Origin of the sequence: Variovorax atrisoli 110B, from assembly GCF_000382045.1 — a bacterium.
GTDB lineage: Bacteria > Pseudomonadota > Gammaproteobacteria > Burkholderiales > Burkholderiaceae_C > Variovorax > Variovorax atrisoli.
On record NZ_KB907455.1, the window covers coordinates 98,167 to 119,124 of the forward strand.

The 20,958-nt window shown below is 69.3% G+C and carries 21 protein-coding genes; 12 read left to right on the plus strand and 9 right to left on the minus strand.

Annotated elements, in window-relative coordinates:
- Positions 1-98: 98 nt before the first annotated feature.
- On the minus strand, positions 99-1,223 hold the full coding sequence (locus G369_RS0118300) for an ABC transporter substrate-binding protein (protein ID WP_019655474.1): 1,125 nt from the start codon (positions 1,221-1,223) through the stop codon (positions 99-101).
- Positions 1,224-1,274: 51 nt separating this feature from the next.
- Here G369_RS0118300 and G369_RS0118305 point away from each other — a divergent pair, with 51 nt between their 5' ends.
- From G369_RS0118305 to G369_RS0118315, 3 genes are read left to right on the plus strand one after another with little or no spacing between them, the layout of a single operon-like run.
- On the plus strand, positions 1,275-3,338 hold the full coding sequence (locus G369_RS0118305; RefSeq protein WP_019655475.1) for a molybdopterin-containing oxidoreductase family protein: 2,064 nt from the start codon (positions 1,275-1,277) through the stop codon (positions 3,336-3,338).
- Positions 3,339-3,388: 50 nt separating this feature from the next.
- Positions 3,389-4,483 (plus strand): aminopeptidase, encoded by a 1,095-nt coding sequence (locus G369_RS0118310; RefSeq protein ID WP_051127607.1) that lies wholly within the window; start codon positions 3,389-3,391, stop codon positions 4,481-4,483.
- Positions 4,476-4,793: a polyhydroxyalkanoic acid system family protein gene (locus tag G369_RS0118315; RefSeq protein WP_019655477.1), complete on the plus strand. Its 318-nt coding sequence runs from the start codon at positions 4,476-4,478 to the stop codon at positions 4,791-4,793. Before G369_RS0118310 ends, G369_RS0118315 begins: the two co-directional genes overlap by 8 nt.
- Positions 4,794-4,805: 12 nt before the next feature.
- On the opposite strand, the gene G369_RS0118320 is transcribed toward G369_RS0118315, so the two are convergent.
- Both G369_RS0118320 and G369_RS0118325 read right to left on the minus strand, forming a co-directional pair.
- Positions 4,806-5,543 (minus strand): SDR family oxidoreductase, encoded by a 738-nt coding sequence (locus G369_RS0118320; RefSeq protein WP_019655478.1) that lies wholly within the window; start codon positions 5,541-5,543, stop codon positions 4,806-4,808.
- Positions 5,540-7,066, minus strand: coding sequence for an FGGY-family carbohydrate kinase (locus tag G369_RS0118325; RefSeq protein ID WP_019655479.1), 1,527 nt, complete (start codon positions 7,064-7,066; stop codon positions 5,540-5,542). Before G369_RS0118325 ends, G369_RS0118320 begins: the two co-directional genes overlap by 4 nt.
- A 116-nt stretch (positions 7,067-7,182) precedes the next feature.
- Between G369_RS0118325 and G369_RS0118330 the strand changes: the two genes are divergently transcribed.
- The 4 genes from G369_RS0118330 (at position 7,183) to G369_RS36030 (ending at position 11,367) form a co-directional block, all read left to right on the plus strand.
- Positions 7,183-8,427 (plus strand): CaiB/BaiF CoA transferase family protein, encoded by a 1,245-nt coding sequence (locus tag G369_RS0118330; RefSeq protein ID WP_019655480.1) that lies wholly within the window; start codon positions 7,183-7,185, stop codon positions 8,425-8,427.
- 74 nt (positions 8,428-8,501) lie between these two features.
- Positions 8,502-10,133 (plus strand): S8 family peptidase, encoded by a 1,632-nt coding sequence (locus G369_RS0118335; protein WP_019655481.1) that lies wholly within the window; start codon positions 8,502-8,504, stop codon positions 10,131-10,133.
- Positions 10,130-10,381 (plus strand): hypothetical protein, encoded by a 252-nt coding sequence (locus G369_RS0118340; protein WP_019655482.1) that lies wholly within the window; start codon positions 10,130-10,132, stop codon positions 10,379-10,381. The genes G369_RS0118335 and G369_RS0118340 overlap by 4 nt, the downstream gene beginning before the upstream one ends.
- Before the next feature lie 71 nt (positions 10,382-10,452).
- Positions 10,453-11,367: a DNA/RNA non-specific endonuclease gene (locus tag G369_RS36030; protein WP_019655483.1), complete on the plus strand. Its 915-nt coding sequence runs from the start codon at positions 10,453-10,455 to the stop codon at positions 11,365-11,367.
- A gap of 25 nt (positions 11,368-11,392) precedes the next feature.
- Here G369_RS36030 and G369_RS0118350 read toward each other — a convergent pair whose 3' ends face one another.
- The 6 genes from G369_RS0118350 to G369_RS0118375 form a co-directional block, all read right to left on the minus strand.
- Positions 11,393-11,650, minus strand: coding sequence for an acyl-CoA-binding protein (locus G369_RS0118350; RefSeq protein WP_019655484.1), 258 nt, complete (start codon positions 11,648-11,650; stop codon positions 11,393-11,395).
- 92 nt (positions 11,651-11,742) lie between these two features.
- The gene (locus G369_RS0118355) at positions 11,743-12,591 is read right to left on the minus strand and encodes a tetratricopeptide repeat protein (RefSeq protein ID WP_019655485.1); all 849 of its coding nucleotides are present in this window, start codon (positions 12,589-12,591) and stop codon (positions 11,743-11,745) included.
- A 4-nt stretch (positions 12,592-12,595) separates the two neighbouring features.
- Complete coding sequence (locus G369_RS0118360) at positions 12,596-13,291, minus strand: TetR/AcrR family transcriptional regulator (protein ID WP_019655486.1); 696 nt, start codon at positions 13,289-13,291, stop codon at positions 12,596-12,598.
- Positions 13,292-13,439: 148 nt separating this feature from the next.
- Complete coding sequence (locus G369_RS0118365; RefSeq protein ID WP_019655487.1) at positions 13,440-13,922, minus strand: phasin family protein; 483 nt, start codon at positions 13,920-13,922, stop codon at positions 13,440-13,442.
- A 111-nt stretch (positions 13,923-14,033) separates the two neighbouring features.
- On the minus strand, positions 14,034-14,483 hold the full coding sequence (locus G369_RS0118370; protein ID WP_019655488.1) for an acyl-CoA thioesterase: 450 nt from the start codon (positions 14,481-14,483) through the stop codon (positions 14,034-14,036).
- Between the two features lie 110 nt (positions 14,484-14,593).
- The gene (locus G369_RS0118375; protein ID WP_019655489.1) at positions 14,594-15,490 is read right to left on the minus strand and encodes a LysR family transcriptional regulator; all 897 of its coding nucleotides are present in this window, start codon (positions 15,488-15,490) and stop codon (positions 14,594-14,596) included.
- A gap of 121 nt (positions 15,491-15,611) precedes the next feature.
- On the opposite strand from G369_RS0118375, the gene gtdA reads away from it, so the two are divergent.
- The 5 genes from gtdA (at position 15,612) to G369_RS0118400 (ending at position 20,864) form a co-directional block, all read left to right on the plus strand.
- Entirely contained in the window at positions 15,612-16,673 is a 1,062-nt protein-coding gene (gene gtdA, locus G369_RS0118380) for a gentisate 1,2-dioxygenase (protein ID WP_019655490.1), read from the plus strand.
- Positions 16,674-16,743: 70 nt separating this feature from the next.
- Positions 16,744-17,448, plus strand: a complete 705-nt coding sequence (locus G369_RS0118385; protein ID WP_019655491.1) for a fumarylacetoacetate hydrolase family protein — start codon at positions 16,744-16,746, stop codon at positions 17,446-17,448.
- A 29-nt stretch (positions 17,449-17,477) separates the two neighbouring features.
- Entirely contained in the window at positions 17,478-18,743 is a 1,266-nt protein-coding gene (locus tag G369_RS36035; protein WP_019655492.1) for a 3-hydroxybenzoate 6-monooxygenase, read from the plus strand.
- A 69-nt stretch (positions 18,744-18,812) separates the two neighbouring features.
- Positions 18,813-19,790 (plus strand): Bug family tripartite tricarboxylate transporter substrate binding protein, encoded by a 978-nt coding sequence (locus G369_RS0118395; RefSeq protein WP_019655493.1) that lies wholly within the window; start codon positions 18,813-18,815, stop codon positions 19,788-19,790.
- A gap of 96 nt (positions 19,791-19,886) precedes the next feature.
- Positions 19,887-20,864, plus strand: coding sequence for a Bug family tripartite tricarboxylate transporter substrate binding protein (locus G369_RS0118400; protein ID WP_019655494.1), 978 nt, complete (start codon positions 19,887-19,889; stop codon positions 20,862-20,864).
- The last annotated feature ends 94 nt before the right edge of the window (positions 20,865-20,958 follow it).

The following is a 20,958-nucleotide window of genomic DNA, read 5'->3' on the forward strand; positions in this document are numbered from 1 at the left end:
CTTCGCGCATTTCGTGTCGCTGCGCTGACCTCTCAAGGGGAAGGTGGCAATACCTGAGGCCCGGCGAAGCCGGTTCCGCGGTATTCGAGGGGAGAACCTCAGGTCCTGACGCGGCCGTCGCCCGTCAGCATCGAGAGCTCGACGAACTTCGAGCCCACGTGGTTCTTGGACGAGAACGACACCTCGAAGCCGCCGAACTGCTGGCGGTCGATGCTTTCCAGCCCGGCGATCAGGCCCTCGCGCGTCGGCTTGCCCGGTGCCTTGCGCAGGCCCTCCACCAGCACCTTCGCCGCGAGGTAGCCCTCCAGGCTCGAGAAGTTGATGCTGGCGCCGTTGGCCTTGCGCGCCGCCTCGGCGAATTCGCGGGCCAGCGCGTTGGCCTGGTTGTAGGGCGAGGGCACCACCTGCGTGATCATCACGCCGGCGCCGTCCTTGCCCAGCTCGTCGGCCAGCGCCTGCGTGCCGACGAAGGACATGTTGAAGAAGGTGCCGCCGTAGCCCGCCTTGCGCGACTCGCGGATGAAGGCCGCGCAGGCCTTGTACGCGCCCACCTGCACCACCGCGTCGGGCCGGGCCGCGACGATGGTCTTCACCGCCTGCGCCACGTCGGCCGAGTTGCGCTCCACCGTGGCCAGCGCGGCCGGCTTGAGCTGCTGCTCGGCGAGCGCCAGCGTCACCCCGTCGAGGCCGGCCTTGCCGTAGGCGTCGTTCTGGTAGAAGACCGCGATCTTCTTCAGGCCCAGGTGGGTGAGCTGCTTGACCATCAGCGCCGTCTCGTCGTTGTACGAGGCGCGCAGGTGGAACACGTTCTTCTGGAAGGGCTCGCGCAGCGACATCGCGCCGGTGAAGGGCGCCACGAAGGGCACCTTGTCCTTCACCGCCAGCGGCAGCGCGGCCAGGCTGGTCGGGGTGCCGATGTAGCCGAAGAGCGCGAAGACGTCCTCCTCGATCAGCTTCTGCGTGTTGGCCGCGCAGCGGTCGGGCTCGTAGCCGTCGTCCAGGTTCTTGATGACCACGTTGCGGCGGCCGGGCTGGGCGTTGTACTGGTCCAGGAACAGCTTGGCGCCCTGGTGGAACTGGATGCCCAGCTGCGCCGCCGGCCCGGTGAAGGCCGCCGACTGGCCCAGCACCAGCGGCGTGTCCTGCGCCCGGGCGAGGCCGAAGCCGCCCAGCGTGGCGGCCGCGCCTGCGGCCAGAGAAAAACGACGTCGATTCAACAACATGACGAAAACCCACTCCTGCGCTCTGACTCGCGCACAAATTAGACTTGTCCGATGGCCCACGCACCGGTTACCTCGCTCGAAGAAGCGCCCTCCCAGCCCGCAACCACCACAGTGCTGGGCGCCTGCCCGCACGACTGCCCGGACACCTGCGCGCTGGTCACCACCGTCAGGGACGGCGTTGCGGTGAAGCTGCAGGGCAACCCCGCCCATTCGCATACGGGCGGGGTGCTGTGCACCAAGGTGTCGCGCTACATCGAGCGCAACGACCATGCGGAACGGCTGGTGCAGCCCCTCAAGCGTGTCGGCCCCAAGGGAAGCGGCCGGTTCGAGCCGGTGAGCTGGGATGCCGCCCTGGACGACATCGCCGCGAATCTTCAAGTATTACAGGGAAAACCCGAAGCTATTGTCCCCTATAGCTATGCGGGCACCATGGGCCTGGTCCAGGGCGAGTCGATGGACCGGCGCTTCTTCCACAAGCTGGGTGCCAGCCTGCTGGACCGCACGATCTGCTCCATGGCCGGCGGCGAGGCCATGGTCCACACGCTGGGCGCCAAGGTCGGCATGCGCATCGAGTTCTTCGCCGAGGCGAAGCTGATCCTGATCTGGGGCAGCAACTCCATCGCCAGCAACCTGCATTTCTGGCGCCACGCCCAGGCCGCCAAGCGCGCCGGCGCGCGGCTGGTGTGCATCGACCCGCGCAAGACCGAGACCGCCGACAAGTGCGACGAGCACATCGCGCTGCTGCCGGGCACCGACGCCGCGCTGGCGCTGGCCCTGATGCACGAGCTGATCGTGCACGACTGGCTCGACCACGACTACATCGCGGATCACACCCTGGGCTGGGAGCGGCTGCGCGAGCGCGCGCTGCAGTGGCCGCCCTCGCGCGCGGCGCAGGTCTGCGGCATTCCCGAGGAGCAGATCGTCTCGCTGGCCAAGGCCTACGGCACCACGAAGCCGGCCGCCATCCGCCTGAACTACGGCATGCAGCGCGTGCGCGGCGGCGGCAACGCGGCCCGCGCCGTCGCCTGCCTGCCGGCGCTGGTGGGTGCCTGGCGCGACCGCGCGGGCGGCCTGCTGCTGAGCAGCTCCGGCCACTACCCGGTGGACCGCGCCGCGCTGCAGCGCCCCGACCTGCTCGCCGGGCGCAAGCCGCGCACCGTCAACATGAGCACCATCGGCGACGCGCTGCTCGACACCGCCAACCCCGTGAAGGCCATCGTGGTCTACAACAGCAACCCGGTGGCGGTGGCGCCCGAGTCAGCCAAGGTGGCGGCGGGCTTCGCGCGCGAAGACCTCTTCACCGTGGTGCTGGAGCAGTTCCGCACCGACACCGCCGACTACGCCGACTACCTCTTGCCTGCCACCACGCAGCTGGAGCACTGGGACATCCACTGCAGCTACGGCCACACCGACGTGCTGCTGAACCGCCCGGCCGTCGCGCCGCGCGGCGAGGCCCGCAGCAACGCATGGGTGTTCCGAGAGCTCGCGAAGCGCATGGGTTTCACCGAGCCCTGCTTCTCAGATTCGGACGAGACGCTGTGCCGCACCGCCTTCGCCGAAGGCAGCATCGACTACGCCGAGCTGACCGCGCAGGGCTTCAGCAGCCTGAAGCTGCCCGAGGCGCCGTTCGCCGAAGGCGGCTTCCCCACGCCCTCGGGCCGCTGCGAGTTCTTCAGCGAGCGCCTGCAGGCCATGGGCATGGACGGCCTGCCCGACCACGTACCCAACTGGGAGCCGGCAGGCAGTTCGACCGAGTTCCCGCTGGCCATGATCTCGCCGCCGGCGCGCAACTTCCTCAACTCGACCTTCGTCAACGTGACCAGCCTGCGCGCCATCGAGGTCGAGCCGCTGCTGGAGATCCACGAGGCCGACGCCGCCGCGCGCGGCATCGAGGACGGCGCCACGGTGCGCGTGTTCAACAAGCGCGGCGAGCACCGCTGCCGCGCCGAGATCTCGCGCCGCGCACGCCAGGGCGTGGTGCACGGCATGGGCATCTGGTGGCGCAAGCTCGGCATGGACGGCACCAACGTCAACGAGCTCACCAGCCAGCGCCTGACCGACATCGGCCGCGGGCCGACCTTCTACGACTGCCTGGTCGAAGTCGAGAAGGTGTGAGGCGCTTTCGCTTTCTTCCGGGCCTTCCGGTCCTTGCGCTGGCCGGCTCGATGCTCCTGCTCACGGGCTGCGCCGACCTCGGCTACTACTGGCAGTCCGCCAGCGGCCACATCGGCATCATGCGGGCCGCCAAGCCGGTGCCCGAGTGGCTGGCCGACCCGTCGGTGTCGGCCGCGCTGAAGGCCAGGCTCGAGCTCACGCAGCGCATCCGCCGCTTCGCATCAGCCGAACTCGCCCTGCCCGACAACGCCAGCTACAAGTCGTACGCCGACCTTCACCGCCCCGCCGCCGTGTGGAACGTGGTGGCGGCGCCGCACTATTCGCTCACGCTCAAGAGCTGGTGCTTCCCGGTGGCGGGCTGCGTGGGCTATCGCGGCTACTACAGCGAGGAAGCGGCCAAGGACGAAGCCGAGGAGCAGAAGAAGCAGGACCTGGAAGTGGCCGTGTACCCGGTGCCCGCGTACTCCACGCTGGGCTGGATGAACTGGGCCGGCGGCGATCCGCTGCTGTCCACCTTCATCGGCTACCCCGAGGGCGAGCTCGCGCGCATCGTCTTCCACGAGCTCGCGCACCAGGTGCTCTACGTGGCGGGCGACACGGTCTTCAACGAGTCCTACGCCACGGCGGTCGAGCGTATCGGCGGCGCGATGTGGCTGCAGCGCGAGGCCGGCGACGCGGCGCGTCGCGAGTACGCGCAGTTCGACACGCAGCGCCAGGAGTTCCGCGCGCTGGCGCTCGACACCCGCCGCGCGCTGACGAAGGTGTACGAATCGCCCGAAGCCAAGGCCGGGGATTGGACGAGGGTGGAGGCCATGAAGCAGGCCGCCATGGCCGACTTCCGCGAGCGCTATGCGAAGCTGAAGGCCGGCTGGTCCGGCCCGCGCCAGAACGCCTACGACGCCTGGGTGGCACGCGCCAACAACGCGGCCTTCGGCGCGCAGGGCGCGTACGACGACCTCGTGCCCAGCTTCGAGAAACTCTTCGAGCGCGAAGGCCGCGACTGGCCGCGCTTCTATGCCGAGGTGCGGCGCATCGCGAAGCTGCCGACTTCCGAGGAACGCCGCGTCGCCCTGCAGGCAGCGACGGGTATCCTCCAGACCCAGACCAAACCTGAACACGAAAAGACCGGAGATCGCGGTGCCTGACATCCATATCGAACGCAACCACACGCTGGGCATCGCACGCGCGCGCGTCGTCGCGCGCAAGTGGATCCAGCAGGCCGAGCAGGAGTTCGGCCTCGAATGCGTCTACACGCAGGGCGACGGCCGCGACACCGCCACCTTCACGCGCGCCGGCATCGACGGCACCGTCGAGGTCACCGACACCACCTTCAAGCTCGAAGCGACGCTGGGCTTCCTGTTCAGCAGCTTCAGCGAAATGATCGAGCAGAAGATCACGCGCAACCTCGACGCGATGCTCGAATCGTCTCCCCGGGGCGGCACCCGCCTCGCCTGAGGTCGCGCCGGCTCAGACGCTGGTGTAGCCGCCGTCCACCGGCAGCGCCACGCCGCTCACCATCGACGCGCCGTCGCCCAGCAGGAAGAGGATGGGCGCCACCACTTCCTCCACCTGCGCGAAGCGGCCCAGCGGAATGTTCTTCAATGCGGCCGCGCTCTTCGCCGGATCGGACCAGGCCTGCTCGGCCATCGGCGTGAGCGTGACGGTCGGGTTCACGCTGTTCACGCGGATGCCGTGCGGCCCGAACTCCAGGCACAGCGATCGCGTGACGGCGTCCATCGCGGCCTTAGAGGCGCAGTAGCAAAGGTGCGCGTCGAGCGCCACCAGCGCGGCCTGGCTCGACACGTTGACGATGCTGCCGCGCACGCCGGCCGCGATCATGGCCCTGCCGCAGCGCGAGGCCACCAGTGCCGCCGCGCGCGCGTTGACGGCCATCACCGCGTCGAAGCTGTCGGCCTGCATCTCGGCGGCCGGTTCGAGCAGCGCGATGCCGGCGCAGTTCACCACGAGGTCGAAGGCGGGAAGCGGCGCGAGCGCGCGTTCCAGCGCTGGCGCGTCGGCCACGTCGAGCACCAGCGGCGTGCAGCCGGCTTCGGCGTGCAGCGCTGCCAGCGCCGCAGCATTGCGCCCGATGGCCGTCACTTGCGCGCCGGCCTGCGCGAGCCGCACCGCCACCGCGCGGCCGATGCCGCTGCTCGCGCCGGTCACCAGGGCGCGGCGTCCGGAGAAGTCGAAGGAGGTCGTCATGTCAGCCGCTGCATCGCATCGCGCAGCGCGGGGTAGAGCGATTTGTAGATCTCGAAGCGCTCGCGGTACACGGCCTGCGCCCGGGGCTCGGGCCGCGCGCGTTCCACCAGCGTGACCCAGCCGCGTTCGGCGGTCGCCGCATCGACCAGTCCGGCGCCGAGCGCCGCGAGCATCGCCGCGCCCAGCGCCGCTTCCACTTCCTGCTCGATCGTGAACACCGGGTAGCCGGTGACGTCGGCCACGATCTGCATCCAGAGATCGGAGTGCGCGGCGCCGCCGACCACGATCAGGCGTTCGTCCAGCGGCTGGCCGCTGCGCCGCCCGGCCTCGATGTTGTGCTGCAGCGCGAAGCTCACGCCTTCGAGCACCGCGCGGTAGAGATGCGCGCGGCTGTGCGCGAGCGAAAGCCCGATGAACGCGCCCTTGGCCTGTGCGTCCCAGATCGGGCTGCGCTCGCCCATGAGGTAGGGCAGGAACACCAGGCCTTCGGCGCCGGGCGGTACGTCGACCGCCTTGCGCTCGATGAGGGCATGCGCGTCCTCGCCGGTGCGCGCGGCCTCAGCGATCTCTGCCTGGCAGAAGGCCTCGCGGAACCAGGTGACGGCGGCGCCCGCGGTGATCGCGCCGCCGAACACGTAGCTGCGGTCCGCGCCGCGGTACACGTGCGGCATGGTGATGAGCTTGTGCCGCGCATCGACCGTGGGGCTCACGAAGCCCCAGCACATGCTGGTGCCGATCATCGCCACGTGGTCGCCGCTGCCGGTGACGCCCGCGCAGAAGGTGGCGACCGCCGCATCGACGCCGCCGGCCATCAGCGGCATGCCCTCGGCAAGGCCCAGCTTCGCGGCCCATCCGGCGCTCAGCCCGCCGACCACGTCTCTGGATTCGACCAGGCGCGGCGGCATCATGCGCGGCGGAATGCCGAGCATCCCCATCGCTTCCTCCGACCACTGCCGGCGCGCCGCGTCGTACACGCCGCCGATGTTGCCGGCCGAGCTGTGGTCGACGGCGAGCTCGCCCGTGAACCGCCAGTTGATGTAGCTGTTGGGCGGCAGGAAGTGGCGCGTCTTTGCCCATACCTCGGGCAGGTGCTCGCGAATCCACAGGATCTTGGTGAAGCCGTAGTAGCTGTCCACGCCGTTGCCGGTGATGGCCTGCAGCCGCTGCACGTCGACGCTGGCGTTCACCGCATCCACCTCGGCAGTGGCGCGGCGGTCCATCCAGATCAGGCACGGATGCAGCGGACGCATGGCCTCGTCGACCGGGATGCCCGCGCCGCCGTAGAGGCTGCTCACGCACATCGCGGCGACGTCGGAGGGCGCGACGCCGTTCTTCGCCACGCAGGCACGCACGCTCTCGCACACCGCGTCGAACCACACCTCGCAGTCCTGCTGAGCCCACAAGGGCTTCGGCGTCTCCGGCTGGTAGGCCACGCTGTGCTGCGAATGCACCTTGCCGTCGATGCCGACGAGCAGGCACTTGGTGCTCTGCGTGCCGATGTCGACGCCGATCACGTATTTCATGTCGTCCTCTGGCTGGTTGTCTCTCGGGGTCGGGGCTGCGGTTTCAGCAGCACCTTGATGGAATCCAGCGAGTTTGCCAGCGCGGGCGGTTGCGTGACGCGGCACACTCTGGCGCCATGACGACGACCACAAGCACACCCTCATCCACCCCCGCAGGCCCGCTGGCCGGCCTCAAGGTCATCGAGCTCGGGCAGCTCATCGCCGGGCCCTTCGCCGCGCGCACGCTGGCCGACTTCGGTGCCGAGGTCATCAAGATCGAGCCGCCCGGCGCGGGCGATCCGCTGCGCACCTGGCGGCTGCTGAAGGACGGCACTTCGGTCTGGTGGCAGGTGCAGTCGCGCAACAAGCGCTCGCTGGCGCTGGACCTGCGCGAGGCCGAGGCGCAGGCCATCGTGCGGCAGCTGGCGGCCGAGGCCGACGTGCTGATCGAGAACTTCCGCCCCGGCGCGATGGAAGGCTGGGGCCTGGGCCCCGACGAGCTGCTGGCCGCCAACCCCGCGCTCGTGATGCTGCGCATCAGCGGCTACGGGCAGACCGGCCCGTACCGCGACCGCCCCGGATTCGGCGTGGTGGCCGAGGCCATGGGCGGGCTGCGCCATCTCACGGGCGAGCCGGGCCGCGTGCCGGTGCGGGTGGGCGTCTCGATCGGCGACACGCTGGCCTCGCTGCACGGCGTGATCGGCGTGCTGATGGCGATGCAGCACCGGCATGCGACGGTGAGCGCCGAGTATCCGAAGGGCCGCGGGCAGGTGGTCGACGTGGCGCTGTACGAGGCGGTCTTCAACTGCATGGAAAGCCTGCTGCCCGAGTACGGCGCCTTCGGCGCGGTGCGCGAGGCGGCAGGCAGCGCCTTGCCCGGCATCGCGCCGACCAACGCCTACCGCTGCGCGGACGGCGGCTACGCCATCGTCGCGGGCAACGGCGACAGCATCTTCCGCCGGCTCATGGAGTGCATCGGCCGGCCCGACCTCGCCGCCGACCCGGCGCTGGCCGGCAACACCGGCCGCGTCGCGCAGGTGGAGATGCTGGATGCCGCCATCGGAGACTGGGCCGCGCAGCGCACCGTAGGGGAGGTGCTCGCGGCGCTCGACGCGGCGCACGTGCCGGCCGGGCGCATCTACACCATCGCAGACATCGCGGCCGATCCGCACTACGCCGCGCGCGGCATGCTGCAGCAGGTGCGCATGGCCGACGGCAGCGATCTCGCGGTGCCCGGCTTCGTGCCCAAGCTGTCGCTCACGCCGGCCAGCCACCGGCGCAACGCACCCGCGCTGGGAGCGGACACCGACGCGGTGCTGAAGGAGATCGGCCTGAGCGCCGAGCAGATCGCGGCGCTGCACGAGCGCGGCATCGTGGGGTAGCCAGCGCTCCAGGGGAGATTCACGCGGGCGAAACAGCCTTCGTGCGATAAAGCGGCAACCAGGAGGAAGAGCCGATGGCAGCAGCAGCGAACGATCGACGGGGACTTCAGAGGCGCGACAACGACGGGAATCTTCCGCCCGCCAGAAGCGAGCTTTCGGCGTCGGACGAGAAGAAGCTGGAGCGCCTGCTGCAGGCGCTGCGCCTGCGCCGCATGGCGCTGGAGCCCAAGTTCTCCGACGACGTGATCGTCTGGCCTTCCCGCACGGCCGAGGCCGGCGGCGCTGAGCTGGCGGCGCTGAGCGCGATCAACCTCGGCAACGCGGCGGATGCGATCGGCGAGGGCGTGCGCGGCCGCGGCGCGCCGAGGATGAAGCTGCTCAAGCAGGTCGAGGGCGTGTCGGTGATGCGCGCCAACTCGTCGGCCCTGCTGGCCATGCGCCGCAACACGCCGGGGCTGCGGATCGCGCCGGCCGCCTGGGCCTACCTGCAGTACACCCGTCCGCTGGGCGACGAGCTGGAAGCCAGCGCGATCCAGGTCGCGGCGGGAGCCAAGGTCAAACGCTTCGAGCTGCGGCTTGCCGATCCGCAGGGCAGGCCGGTCGCCGGCGTGCGCGTGAAGGCGCTCGTGGACTGGGATGGCGCGCACGTGCCCGCCGTGACCGGCCCCGACGGCATCGCGAGCCTGGGCATTCCGGTGCTCTATCCGCGCGTGGAGATGATCCTGGTCGAGCCGGAGCACACGCACTGGTCGGTGTTCCTGAAGGGCTTCGACCGCGTCGATGCGCCGAAGCGCCTGAACGTGCCGGCCGCGCCGCTGGTGCCCGACGGCTTCCAGCTGCTGGCCAGCTACGCGCCCCATGATGCGCAGGCGGGCGAGGGCGTGACGGTGGGCGTGATCGACAGCGGCGTCGGGCCCCATGCCGGCATCGCCGTGGCGGGCGGCGGCTGCTTCGTCACCGGCGAGGACCCGGCGGACTTCCTCGACAACGGCATCGGCCACGGCACGCACGTCGCCGGGATCATCGCGGGCCGCATGGCACAGGGCACCGGCGTCTACGGCCTCGCGCCGGCCTGCAGGCTCATGGCCTACCGCGTCTGCCCGAAGAGCGGCGAGCGCGGGCGGGCCAAGTCGACCGACATCGCCAGCGCGCTCGACCGGGCGATCGCCGACGGCTGCCACATCGTCAACATCAGCATGGGCAGCCTGGAGCCCATGCCGGAGATGCCCGACATCCTCGAGAAGGCGCGCAACGCCGGCGTGGTGGTGTTCGCCGCCACCGGCAACGATGGCCAGCCGCTCCTGCGCTATCCCGCCCGCTACAGCCACACCCTGGCGGTGGGCGCTCTGGGGCGCGACGGCACCTTTCCGGCGGACTGCCCCGAGAGCTTCCAGGCCAGCGAGATCCGCCGCCGCAAGGAGTTCGTCGCCGAGTTCTCGAACTACGGTCTCTCCACCGATTTCATCGGCCCCGGGGTGGCGGTGCTGTCGGCCTTTCCGGGCGACAGGTACGCCATGATGTCCGGAACTTCGATGGCCACGCCCTACTCGTCGGGGATGGCAGCCCGTTTGTTGTCAGGGGAAAGGAAGCTGCTTAACATGCCCAAGGGCCCCGAGAAGGCCGATGCCATCGTCAGGATGCTGTCCGAGACAGCGAAAAAGGTGGGTTGGCCGGCCGAGTACGAAGGTTTTGGAGTTCTGAAGTGACCAGCATCGTGTTGACCTACACAGGCAGCCCCGGCAAGAAGTTGTCGGCGGAGGCACGGCTGCGCCGCTGCGTTCCCGGCGTGGTGCTCACGCCCAAGACCAGCACCCTGATGGAAGCCCAGGTCGACGACGAACAGCTTGCCGCGCTCGAGCAGAACCCGGAGTGGACGATCTCCAGGCCCGCCTTCGCGGAAATCCGCAAGCCTGTCTTCAACCTGAAAAACGCACGGGCCAAGCTCGCGAAGTAGCCGCGCGGCGCGCACGCATTCCAGGACGGGGCCGGAATCGGCCCCTGTGTTTTTCAGGAGGGAGGTTCTCCATGTCCGATGCAGACATCCAGGTCGTGAGCAGCTCATGGGCAGGCATCCAGCGCGTCGCCGCGACGCCGAAGCCGCCGGAGTTCTTCAAGGGCCGCAAGGGCTATTCGCCCGCTTTCCTGGGGAAGGACGCGCACGTGGCGCTGCCTTCCATCGGCGAGTCCATCTCCATGGACGACATCGCGAAGCTGGAGGACGGCTCCTTCGAGCTCAGGTACCAGCACTTCAGCACGGTGCAGTGCATCTCGCGGCGCATGCCGCTCTATTCGGCCTGCAACATCGACGGCTCGAAGTCGAAGAACGTGCCGCGCCACGACACCTGGAGCTACGACGGGCGCATCGGAAAGGAATACCAGATGCTGCGCGAGGCCTACGGCCCCCAGCAGGACGGCAAGTTCTCGCGCGGCCACATGACGCGCAGGCAGGACCCGAACTGGGGCCCGCTCGCGACGGCGCAGCGGGCCAACATCGACACCTTCTTCGCCACCAACGCCTGCCCCCAGTGGCAGCCCTTCAACGACGGGCTCTGGGGCGACCTCGAAGACTACGTGCTGGGCAACGCCCAGGGCGACGACAAGCGCATCAGCGTCTTCACCGGGCCGATCCTGCGTGCGGACGACGCGGAGCGATTCGGCATCCGCATTCCGCGCGACTTCTGGAAAGTGGTCGCCTTCATCAGCGAGGCGACCGGCAAGCTCAGCGCCATCGCCTACCTGATGAGCCAGGGCATCTATCTCGATTCGGGCGTGGCGCGCGACCTGGAAGACTTCGGCACCTCGCAGCGCCCGCTGGCCTTCATCGAGGCCGAGACCGGGCTGTGCTTCGAGAGCCTGCAGGGCCGCGACGTGCTCGACGGCGCGGACCTTGCCTTCGTGCAGCCCGTCCGGCGCCTGGCCGACACGAAGCTGCCGGCCTGAACCGGCAGGACGGCCGCCGGGCCGTTCAGCCGCGCAGCGACTCGATCAGGTCGATGTATTTCTGCTTGGCCTCGTCGGCGCTCAGGCCCTTCTGGGCCGTCCAGGCGTCCCACTTGGCGCGGGCGACGATGTCGCTGAAGCTGGGCTTCTTGGCGGTGTTGTCGCCTTCGGTGGCCTGCTTGAACAGGGCGTAGATCTTCAGCAGCGTCGGGTTGTCGGGGCGCTCGGCGAGCAGCTTGGAATTGGCCTGGGCGGTTTCGAACTGGGCGTTGAGGTCGGACATGTCGGTCTGGGAGATTTGAAGCGGAAAGCCCGCATCTTAAGTCCTGCGGTACACGAACGTACCGATGCCCGCCGGTGCTGCGGCGATACCGGTCAATCCCGCAATCCGGCCCTTGCCAGCTCCACGTCCAGCCGCTCGCGCGCATCCGCCGGCACGAGCGCCGCCGCCTTCTCGTAGAGCCGCGTCGCCTCGGCCATGCGGGCCTCGCCGTGCAGCATCAGCTGCGCGCGGGCGTATTCCATCATCCCGGCCGCCGACTGCGGGTGCAGCTCCAGACCGCGCTCGAAGAGTTCGAGCGAAGTCTCGGCGCGCACGCCGTAGGTCATGCGCCCGACCAGCGCGCCCACCTTGTCGATCACCTCGGCGTGGAACGAGGCCAGCGCGAGGTGCGCATCGGCGTGCCGGGGCTGCAGTTCGATCACGCGTTCCAGCGCGCCCTTGAGCTTGCTGCCCAGGCCCTGCGCCAGCGCGCGCGCCACGCTGATGCCCTGGCTGTAGCGGCCCAGCGCATACGACTGCCAGTACAGCGCCTGGCAGTTGTCGGGCTCGGCCTCGGCCTGCGCGCCCGCACGCTCGATCACCTGGCGGAACATCGAGAGCCGTGCCGATTCGCGCGGCTCCAGGTAGTTGGCGTAGATCGCGGTCGCCTGGTTGGCCAGCGCCATGCCCTCGGGGCCCTGCAGCAGGCCGATGGCCGCGGCGCGTTCGAACTCGCCGCTGTGGTACAGCGCCCAGCCCTCGGCGAGCGTCGATCCCTCGGCCGGCGGCGGCAGCGCGTGGCCGGCATGCAGGCGCGGCCAGTGCGACAGCACGCTGCGCGCGTCGTAGCGCGGCGAGTCGGCCCAGGGCAGGGGCGTCCAGGGCTCGCTGCCGGTGCCGGGGTTGGTGTTGGCCGCACCGGCGGACATCAGCGAAAGCGGTTTGAAATCGGGATGGGGCATGGTTCTAGACCGCCATGTCGACAGGAGTGGCCGCGGCGCCGGGGTCTTCGCCGTTGTAGGCATTGCCCAGCGCCAGCAGGTGACGCCGCTGTTCCGGGCCCAGGTAGGGTGCGAGCAGGTGCAGGGCGTGGAGCCCGCCGCGCATCAACGCCCCCTGCGCATGCTCGGGTTCCAGCGCCTCGCGCGGGTTGCGCACGTATTCGTAGCTCAGCCAGTAGGTCAGCACCACCACCATGCTCTGCGCGAGCGTGTCGACCTCGTGCACGTCGATCTCCAGGTGGCCGGCGCGGCTCAGGCCGGCGATCAGTTGCCGGATGGCGCGTGCCTTGTTCTTCAGCACCAGCTGGAACTGGGTCTCCAGCCGGCGGTTCTTGCTGAGCAGGTCGTTGAGGTCGCGGTAGAGGAAGCGGTAGCGCCAGATCAGCTCGAACAAGCTGTGCATGAAGAACCAGGCGTCCTCCACGTCGTGCACGCCCTCGCTGGCGTGCAGCAGCTCGTCGAGCTCGGCCTCGTAGCCTTCGTAGAGCTTGTTGATCAGCTCTTCCTTGGCCGGGTAGTGGTAGTAGAGGTTGCCGGGGCTGATATTGAGTTCGCCCGCCACCAGCGTGGTCGAGACGTTCGGCTCCCCGAAGCGGTTGAACAGGTCCAATGCGGCTTCGAGGATGCGTTGCGCGGTGCGGCGTGGCGCCTTCTTTGCCATGTCGGTGCCCCCGATGTCTCGTTCGTCTCTCTTGGGGACACTCTAGCGTATGTGCACCGCACCATGAAGGCGCGGGACATGATTTGCGGCGCCACCGCTCTTGTGCAGTGCCGCAATCGCGGCCGCCCCGCGGGCGGCGCGCGCGGGGTCAGCCGGCCTTGCTGCGGCGCAAGGTCTTCTTGGCCGCGGGCGCGGCCGGCTTGCGGGCGGTGGTCTTGCGTGCGGCGGCGGCAGTGCCCTGCTGTGCCTTCTTCAGCTCGGCCTCCAATGCCTCGACGCGCGCCTGCAGCGCGGCCATGTCCGCGGCGCTGGGGGCGCCCAGCTTCTCCATCGCGCGGGCGACGCGCTCCTCGAAGATGTTCTCCAGCTTGCCCCACTGGCCCGCGGCCTTGGTGCCGAACTCGCTGGCGAAGCCCGCCATGCGCTGCTGTGCCTGGGACAGGGTTTCCTCGGCGGCCTGCTGGGTCTTCTTCTGCATGCCGGCGCCGTCGCGCACCAGCGCCTCGAAGGCCTTGCTGCCTTCCTGCTGCATCTTGGCGAAGGCACCGAGGCCGGCGAGCCAGATCTGCTGGGCGGAGTCCTTGATGCGGTCGGCGGCCTTGCCGTTGCTGTCGTCGTCCTGGGTAGCCATGCGATTTCTTCCTTTGCGTGCAAACAATCGCCTGACTCTAGCCGCCCGAGGGCCTCTTCATTAGAGCTTCGCGTCTATGGGGCGAAGCCATGGGTCGAAGCTGTGGGCGGCTCAGGGCGTGCCGCTGGCCGCTCGGCTCGCATCCAGGTGCGCCTTGGCGCGCTCGGCCAGCGCCATTTCGCCGGGGGTGCCGGGCACGTAGGCCTCGACCGGCAGGGGACGGCCGTGCGAATCGACCGAGACGAACACGATCAGGCATTCGGTGGTCTTTTCCATCGCGCCGCCCTTCATGTCGCCGCTGCGCACCTCCACGGAGATGTTCATGCTGGTCTTGCCGGTGTAGGCGAGGCGGGCCTCCACCTCGACGAGGTCGCCGATCATGATCGGCCGGTGGAAGCGGATGCTGCCGATGAAGGCGGTGACGCAGTAGCGCTTGGCCCAGCTGGTCGCGCAGGCGTAGCCGGCCTCGTCGATCCACTTCATGACGGTGCCGCCGTGGACCTTGCCGCCGAAGTTGACGGTGCTGGGCTCGGCGAGAAAACGCAGGGTGATCGAGGACATGGGGGCCGCCTTTGGTGGTGAATGTGGGCTGTGACTATGGAGTGGGGAGCCGCGATTATGCGAGCGGGCACCCCGCCTGCGGACGCCGCCGGTCGTCGCGGCGCGCGCGCTCAGCTCCCGCTGAACAACTGCGCCAGCGTGCGCCGCAGCCAGGCATTGCCCGGGTCGGCATGGAAGCGCTCGTGCCAGTGCTGCTTCACCGCATAGTCCGACAGCGCGAAGGGCGGCTCCAGCAGCTTCACCGGCTCCTGCGTGGCCAGCACCTTGCCGAGGATGCGCGGCACCACCACCAGCAGCTCGGTCTGCGCCACGATGCGCGCCACGCTCAAGAAGCTCGACAGCCGCACCACCACGTTGCGCTTCAGGCCCAGCCGCGCGAGCGTGGTGTCGACGATGGCGTGCCCGGTGCCCGAGGTCGAAACCACCGCGTGCGCCTCGGCCTCGAAGCGCCTGCGCGTGAGCTTCGTGCCGATGCGCGGATGGTTCCTCGCGGCGAGGCAGACGAAGTTCTGCATGAAGAGCGTCTGCTGGTAGAAGCCCGCGTCCAGCTGCGGCATGAAGCCCACGGCGAGGTCGACCTCTCCGTCCTGCAGCCGGCGGCCGCTGAGCGTGGAGATGATCTCCGTCTCGATGTGCACCCCCGGCGCCGCCTGGCGCAGGTGGTCGAGCAGGCCGGGCAGCAGCACCACCTCGCTGATGTCGGTCATGCAGATGCGGAAGCGCCGCTGCGCCTGCGCCGGATCGAAGCTGCTGCGGTTGCCCTGCGCCTGCGCGATCTGGGCCAGCGCCTCGCGCAGGTTCGGGTAGATGCGCTCGGCGTGAGGCGTGGGCTGCATGCCCTGCGCGGTGCGGGTGAACAGGCGGTCGTCGAAGTGGGTGCGCAGCTTGTTCAGCGCGGTGCTGGCCGCGGCCTGCGCCATGCCCAGGCGCTCGGCTGCCTTCGAGACGTTGCCGGTCTTGTAGACCTCGTCGAACACGGCGAGCCATTCGAGATCGAGCTTCGACATGCGGGACTCCTGCTTACGGCGAAAGGCACCATTATCGAAATTTCGAATTCCGTGTATTGGCTGTCGGTCTTGAGGAAATAGTGGTGCGCGCCAACAATGCCGCCAACGGAGACACCGCCCCATGAAACCCGCCCCCTCGAATGCGGCCGAGCGCCGCGACTATTACGACCGCATCCGCCCGCTGCATCTCACGCCGCTGTGGGAGTCGCTGCATGCGCTGGTGCCGCGCGAGCCGCAGACGCCGTGCGTGCCCGCGCTGTGGCGCTACGACGAGATCCGCCCGCTGCTGATGGAGTCGGCCGACCTCATCACCGCCGAGGAGGCCGTGCGCCGCGTGCTGGTGCTCGAGAACCCGGCGCTGCCCGGCAACTCGTCGATCACGCAGTCGCTCTACGCGGGCCTGCAGCTCATCATGCCGGGCGAGGTCGCGCCCTCGCACCGCCACGTGCAGTCGGCGCTTCGCTTCATCGTCGACGGCAAGGGGGCCTACACCACGGTGGGCGGCGAGCGCACCACCATGTACCCGGGCGACTTCATCATCACGCCCTCGTGGGCCTGGCACGACCATGGCAACGAAGGCATCGGCGGCAGCGTGGAGCCGGTGGTGTGGCTGGACGGCCTCGACATCCCGATGCTGCGCTTCTTCGACGCAGGCTTCGCCGAGAACGACGACACCAAGGTGCAGCACGTCTCGCGCCCCGAGGGCAACAGCCTCGCGCGCTTCGGCCACAACATGGTGCCGGTGCGGCACGACCACGCATCGGCCACCTCGCCGATCTTCAACTACCCCTATGCGCGCAGCCGCGAGGCGCTGGCGCAGCTGCAGAAGCAGGAAGCGCCCGATGCCTGGCTGGGCCACAAGCTGCGCTACATCAACCCGCTGACCGGCGGCTCGCCGATGCCGACCATCGCGACCAACCTGCAACTGCTGCCGAAGGGCTTCGCGGGCAAGGCGCACCGCGCGACCGACGGCGTCGTCTACAGCGTGGTCGAGGGCCGCGGCACGGCCGAGATCGCCGGCCAGCGCTTCTCATTCGGTCCGCGCGACACCTTCGTGGTGCCCTCGTGGGCGACGCTGAAGCTGTCGTCGCCGGATGGAGACGCGGTGCTTTTCAGCTTCTCCGACCGCCCCGTGCAGCAGGCCATGGGCATCCTGCGCGAGGCCTTCCTCGAAGACGCCTGAAGCCCGGGCGCGCAGTTCCGATTTTTCTTTCTTTCTGACCGTGTGCCGCCCCGAGCGGCAGGAGCCTTCCATGTCCTTCGTCTTCACGCCTCCTTCCATCGTCGGCCTGCCCATCGCCGGCTCCGACCAGCAGTTCCCGGTGCGCCGCGTCTACTGCGTGGGCCGCAACTACGCCGCCCATGCACGCGAGATGGGCTTCGACCCCGACCGCGAGCCGCCTTTCTTCTTCTGCAAGCCCAACGACGACGCCTCGGTGGTGCCGGTGGCCGAGGGCGAGACCGCCTCCATTCCCTATCCGCCGCTCACCAGCAACTACCACTACGAGGCCGAGCTGGTGGTCGCCATCGGCAAGGGCGGCGCCAACATCCCGGTCGAGCAGGCCGCCAGCCACATCCACAGCTACGCCGTGGGCCTGGACATGACCCGCCGCGACCTGCAGATGAAGATGCGCGAGCAGGGCCGCCCCTGGGAGATCGGCAAGGCCTTCGACTTCTCCGCGCCCATCGCGCCGCTGCGCACGCTGGCCGACGTGGGCGAGATCAACGCCGGCGCCATCGTGCTCGAAGTGGATGGCGAAGTGCGCCAGAAGAGCGACATCACGTACCTCATCTGGTCGGTGAACGAAGTCATCGCCAACCTCTCGACCCTCTTCACGCTGCAGCCCGGCGACCTGATCTTCACCGGCACGCCCGAGGGCGTGGGAGCGGTGAAGCCGGGCCAGACGATCAAGGTGAGCATCGAGCGCCTGCCGTCGCTGACTGTGCATATCGACTGACCGAATCCACCGGAAAGCACGGGCCCGCCATGACTTCATCGAAGAACCCTCCCACCGTGCTGCTGGTCGGCGGCGGTATCGGCGGCATGGCCGCCGCGCTGGCGCTCGCGCGCCTGGGTGTTTCCATCGACCTGCTCGAGCAGAGCGCCACCATCGGCGAGATCGGCGCTGGCCTGCAGCTCGGCCCCAATGCCTTTGCGGCGCTCGACGCGCTGGGCGTGGGCGAGGCGGTGCGCCGGGGCTCGGTGTTCACCGACCGGCTGGTGATGATGGACGCCGTCGACTGCGGCGAAGTGGCCTCGGTGCCGGTGGGCGAGGCCTTCCGTGCGCGCTTCAAGAATCCGTATGCGGTGAGCCATCGCGCAGACCTGCACGGCGCGATCCATGAGGCGGTGAAGCAGCATCCGCTGATCCGCTTCCACACCTCGGCGCAGGTGGAGTCCATCGACCTGGGCGGGCAGGGCGTCACCGCAACGACGCGCGACGGCCGCAGCTTCAAGGCCGATGCCATCGTCGGCTGCGACGGCGTGAAATCGGTGGTGCGCGGCCGGCTCATCGGCGACGCGCCGCGCGTGTCGGGCCACGTGGTGTATCGCGCCGTGGTGCCCGCGGCCGACATGCCGGCCGACCTGCGCTGGAACGCGCCCGTGGTCTGGGCCGGCCCGAATTGCCACCTGGTGCACTACCCGCTGCGCCACGGCGAGCAGTACAACCTGGTCGTCACCTTCCACAGCCGCGAGAAGGAGGAGTGGGGCGTGACCGACGGCAGCAAGGAGGAAGTGCTCTCGTACTTCGAGGGCGTGCATGCGCGCCCGCGCCAGCTGCTCGACCGTCCGACCTCGTGGCGCCGCTGGAGCACCGCCGACCGCGACCCGGTCGAGCGCTGGAGCGAAGGCGCCGCCACGCTGCTGGGCGACGCGGCCCATCCGATGATGCAGTACCTCGCGCAGGGCGCGTGCATGGCGCTGGAAGACGCCGTGACGCTCGGCGAGGCGGTGAAGGCCTGCGGCTTCGACATGCCCGCCGCCTTCAAGCTCTACGAGGCGGCGCGGGTCGCCCGCACGGCGCGCGTGGTGCTGTCGGTGCGCGAGATGGGGCGCCTCTACCATGCCAAGGGCGTGGAGCGCCTGGTGCGCAACAGCCTGTGGCCGGGCCGCACGCCCGAACGCTTCTACGATGCGGTCGAGTGGCTCTACGCCTGGCGGCCCGAGCGCTGCCTGGACGACGCGCCCGAGTCGCTGCGTCCTTCGGCCGCGGCCGTCGCCGAAGCCGCGGCCGTGCTTTCGCGACACTGAGGCAGTTTTCTTTCAACATTCATAACCATCGAGGCGACCATCCAGGTCCACGCCCAGGAGACAAGAGAGATGAACTTTTCGCGCGCACTGATGACGGGCCTGCTGGCCCTGACGGCCACCACGGGAGCACTGGCCCAGGCTTCCGACTACCCCAGCAAGCCCGTGACCCTGGTCACGCCCTTCGCCGCCGGCAGCGGCCCCGACGCGGTGCTGCGCCTCGTCTCGGACAAGCTCTCGCGCCTGTGGAACCAGCGCGTGGTCATCGACAACCGGCCGGGCGGCGGCGGCTTCATCGCCATCGACCAGGCCCGCCGCGGCGCGCCCGACGGCTACACGCTGCTGCAGCTGGACAGCGAGCACATCGCCGCGCTGCCGCACCTGTACAAGTCGCGCAACTTCGTGACGCTGCAGCATTTCGACCCGGTGGCCTCGCTCTTTCGCACGCCCTTCTTCGTGGCCGTGGGCACCGACTCCAAGTGGAAGAACATGGGCGACCTGATCGCCGCGGCCAAGGCCAACCCCGACGGCATCGTCTACGGCTCGTGGGGCGTGGGCAGCCCGGGCCACCTGGGTGCGCAGCAGCTGGAGGCGCTCACCGGCATCCACATGCGCCATGCGCCCTACCGCGAGGTGTCGCAGCTCTACTCGAACGTGGGCACCGGCGAGGTGCCGTGGGCCTTCGCGAGCATTCCGTCGAGCCAGGGCATCTACAAGGCCGGCAAGCTGCGCTACATCGCGGTGGCGGCCACCAAGCGCATCCCGCAGATGCCCGACGTGCCGACCATGGCCGAGGCGGGCGGCCCCGCCTCGCTGGAGGTCAATTCGTTCGTGTCGCTGCTCGCGCCCAAGGGCGTGCCGGCGGCCATCAAGGCGAAGATCAATGCCGACGTGGCCAAGGTCATCGCCGATCCCGAGATCCGCGCCCGCTTCGACACCTTCGCCTTCGAGCCGCTCGCATGGTCGCCCGAGGAAATCGAGCGCAATGCCGAGGCCAAGTCGAAGGTGTACGGCGAGCTGGTGCGAAGGGGCAACATCAGCCTCGAATAGCGAGGGCGCGCCGGACTTCGGTCTTGCCCGGCGTCTTGCGCGGCAGTTAAGCTGGCCCTCTTTGGTTTTTTGACGACTTTTTCACACTTTTTCTCCATGCACGCCACCAAGAGAGCCCTTTTGATCGCCTGCGGCCTGGTCGCCGCCGCCATGCTGCCGCTGAGCGCCAACGCAGACAACGCCGCCTGGCCGACCAAGCCGATCCGCCTGCTCGTGGGCTTCCCGGGCGGCTCCACGCCCGACATCGCCGCGCGCACCATCGCCGAGCCGCTGGCCAAGGCGCTGGGCCAGCCGGTGGTGGTCGACAACAAGGCCGGCGCCTCGGGCAACATCGCGGCCGACCAGGTGGCCAAGGCCAACGACGACCACACGCTGGGCATCGTCATCAACGGCAACCTCACGTCGTCGAAGATGCTGTACCCCAAGCTGCCCTACGACCCGGTCAAGGACTTCACCTACCTTTCGCTGATCGCGACCGCCCCGCTGGTGCTGGTGGCGCAGAACAACCTGCCCTCGGGCACCGCCTTCTTCGACGAAGGCCGCAAGGCCGGCGACAAGTGGAACTACGGCTCGGTGGGCATCGGCTCTGTCGGCCACCTAGGCATGGAGCTGCTCAAGACCCGCGTGCCCGGCTTCAAGCCCGAGCACGTGCCCTACCAGGGCAACCCGCAGGTCATCACCGCGATGCTGGGCGACCAGGTGCAGATGGGCCTGATCCCGCCGGGCGTGGCCATGCCGCAGATCAAGGCCGGCAAGCTCAAGGCCATCGGCCTCACGGGCGGCCGCAGTGCGCTGGTGCCCGAGATCCCGCCGCTGTCGGACGCCGGCGTGAAGGACTTCAACCTCGAGGTGTGGGTGGCGCTGCTGGGCCCGGCCAACCTCTCGAAGGTGGCGCAGGCTCGCATCAGCCGCGAGCTCGAGGCGATCATGAAGAACCCCGACGTGCGCCGCAAGCTCTTCGAGCAGGGCTGGCAGGCCGTGGGCACCTCGCCGGACGGCATGCGCACGCGCGTCAATGAAGAGGCCGCCATCATGACCAAGATCATTTCGGCCCGCGGCATCAAGCTGCAGTGAGCACACCCTCAGGCGCCGCGCACTTCGTGTCGCCGCGCCGACCCCCTTGCAGGGCGCGACACCGACGGACCGGCAAAGCCGGATCCGCGGTGTC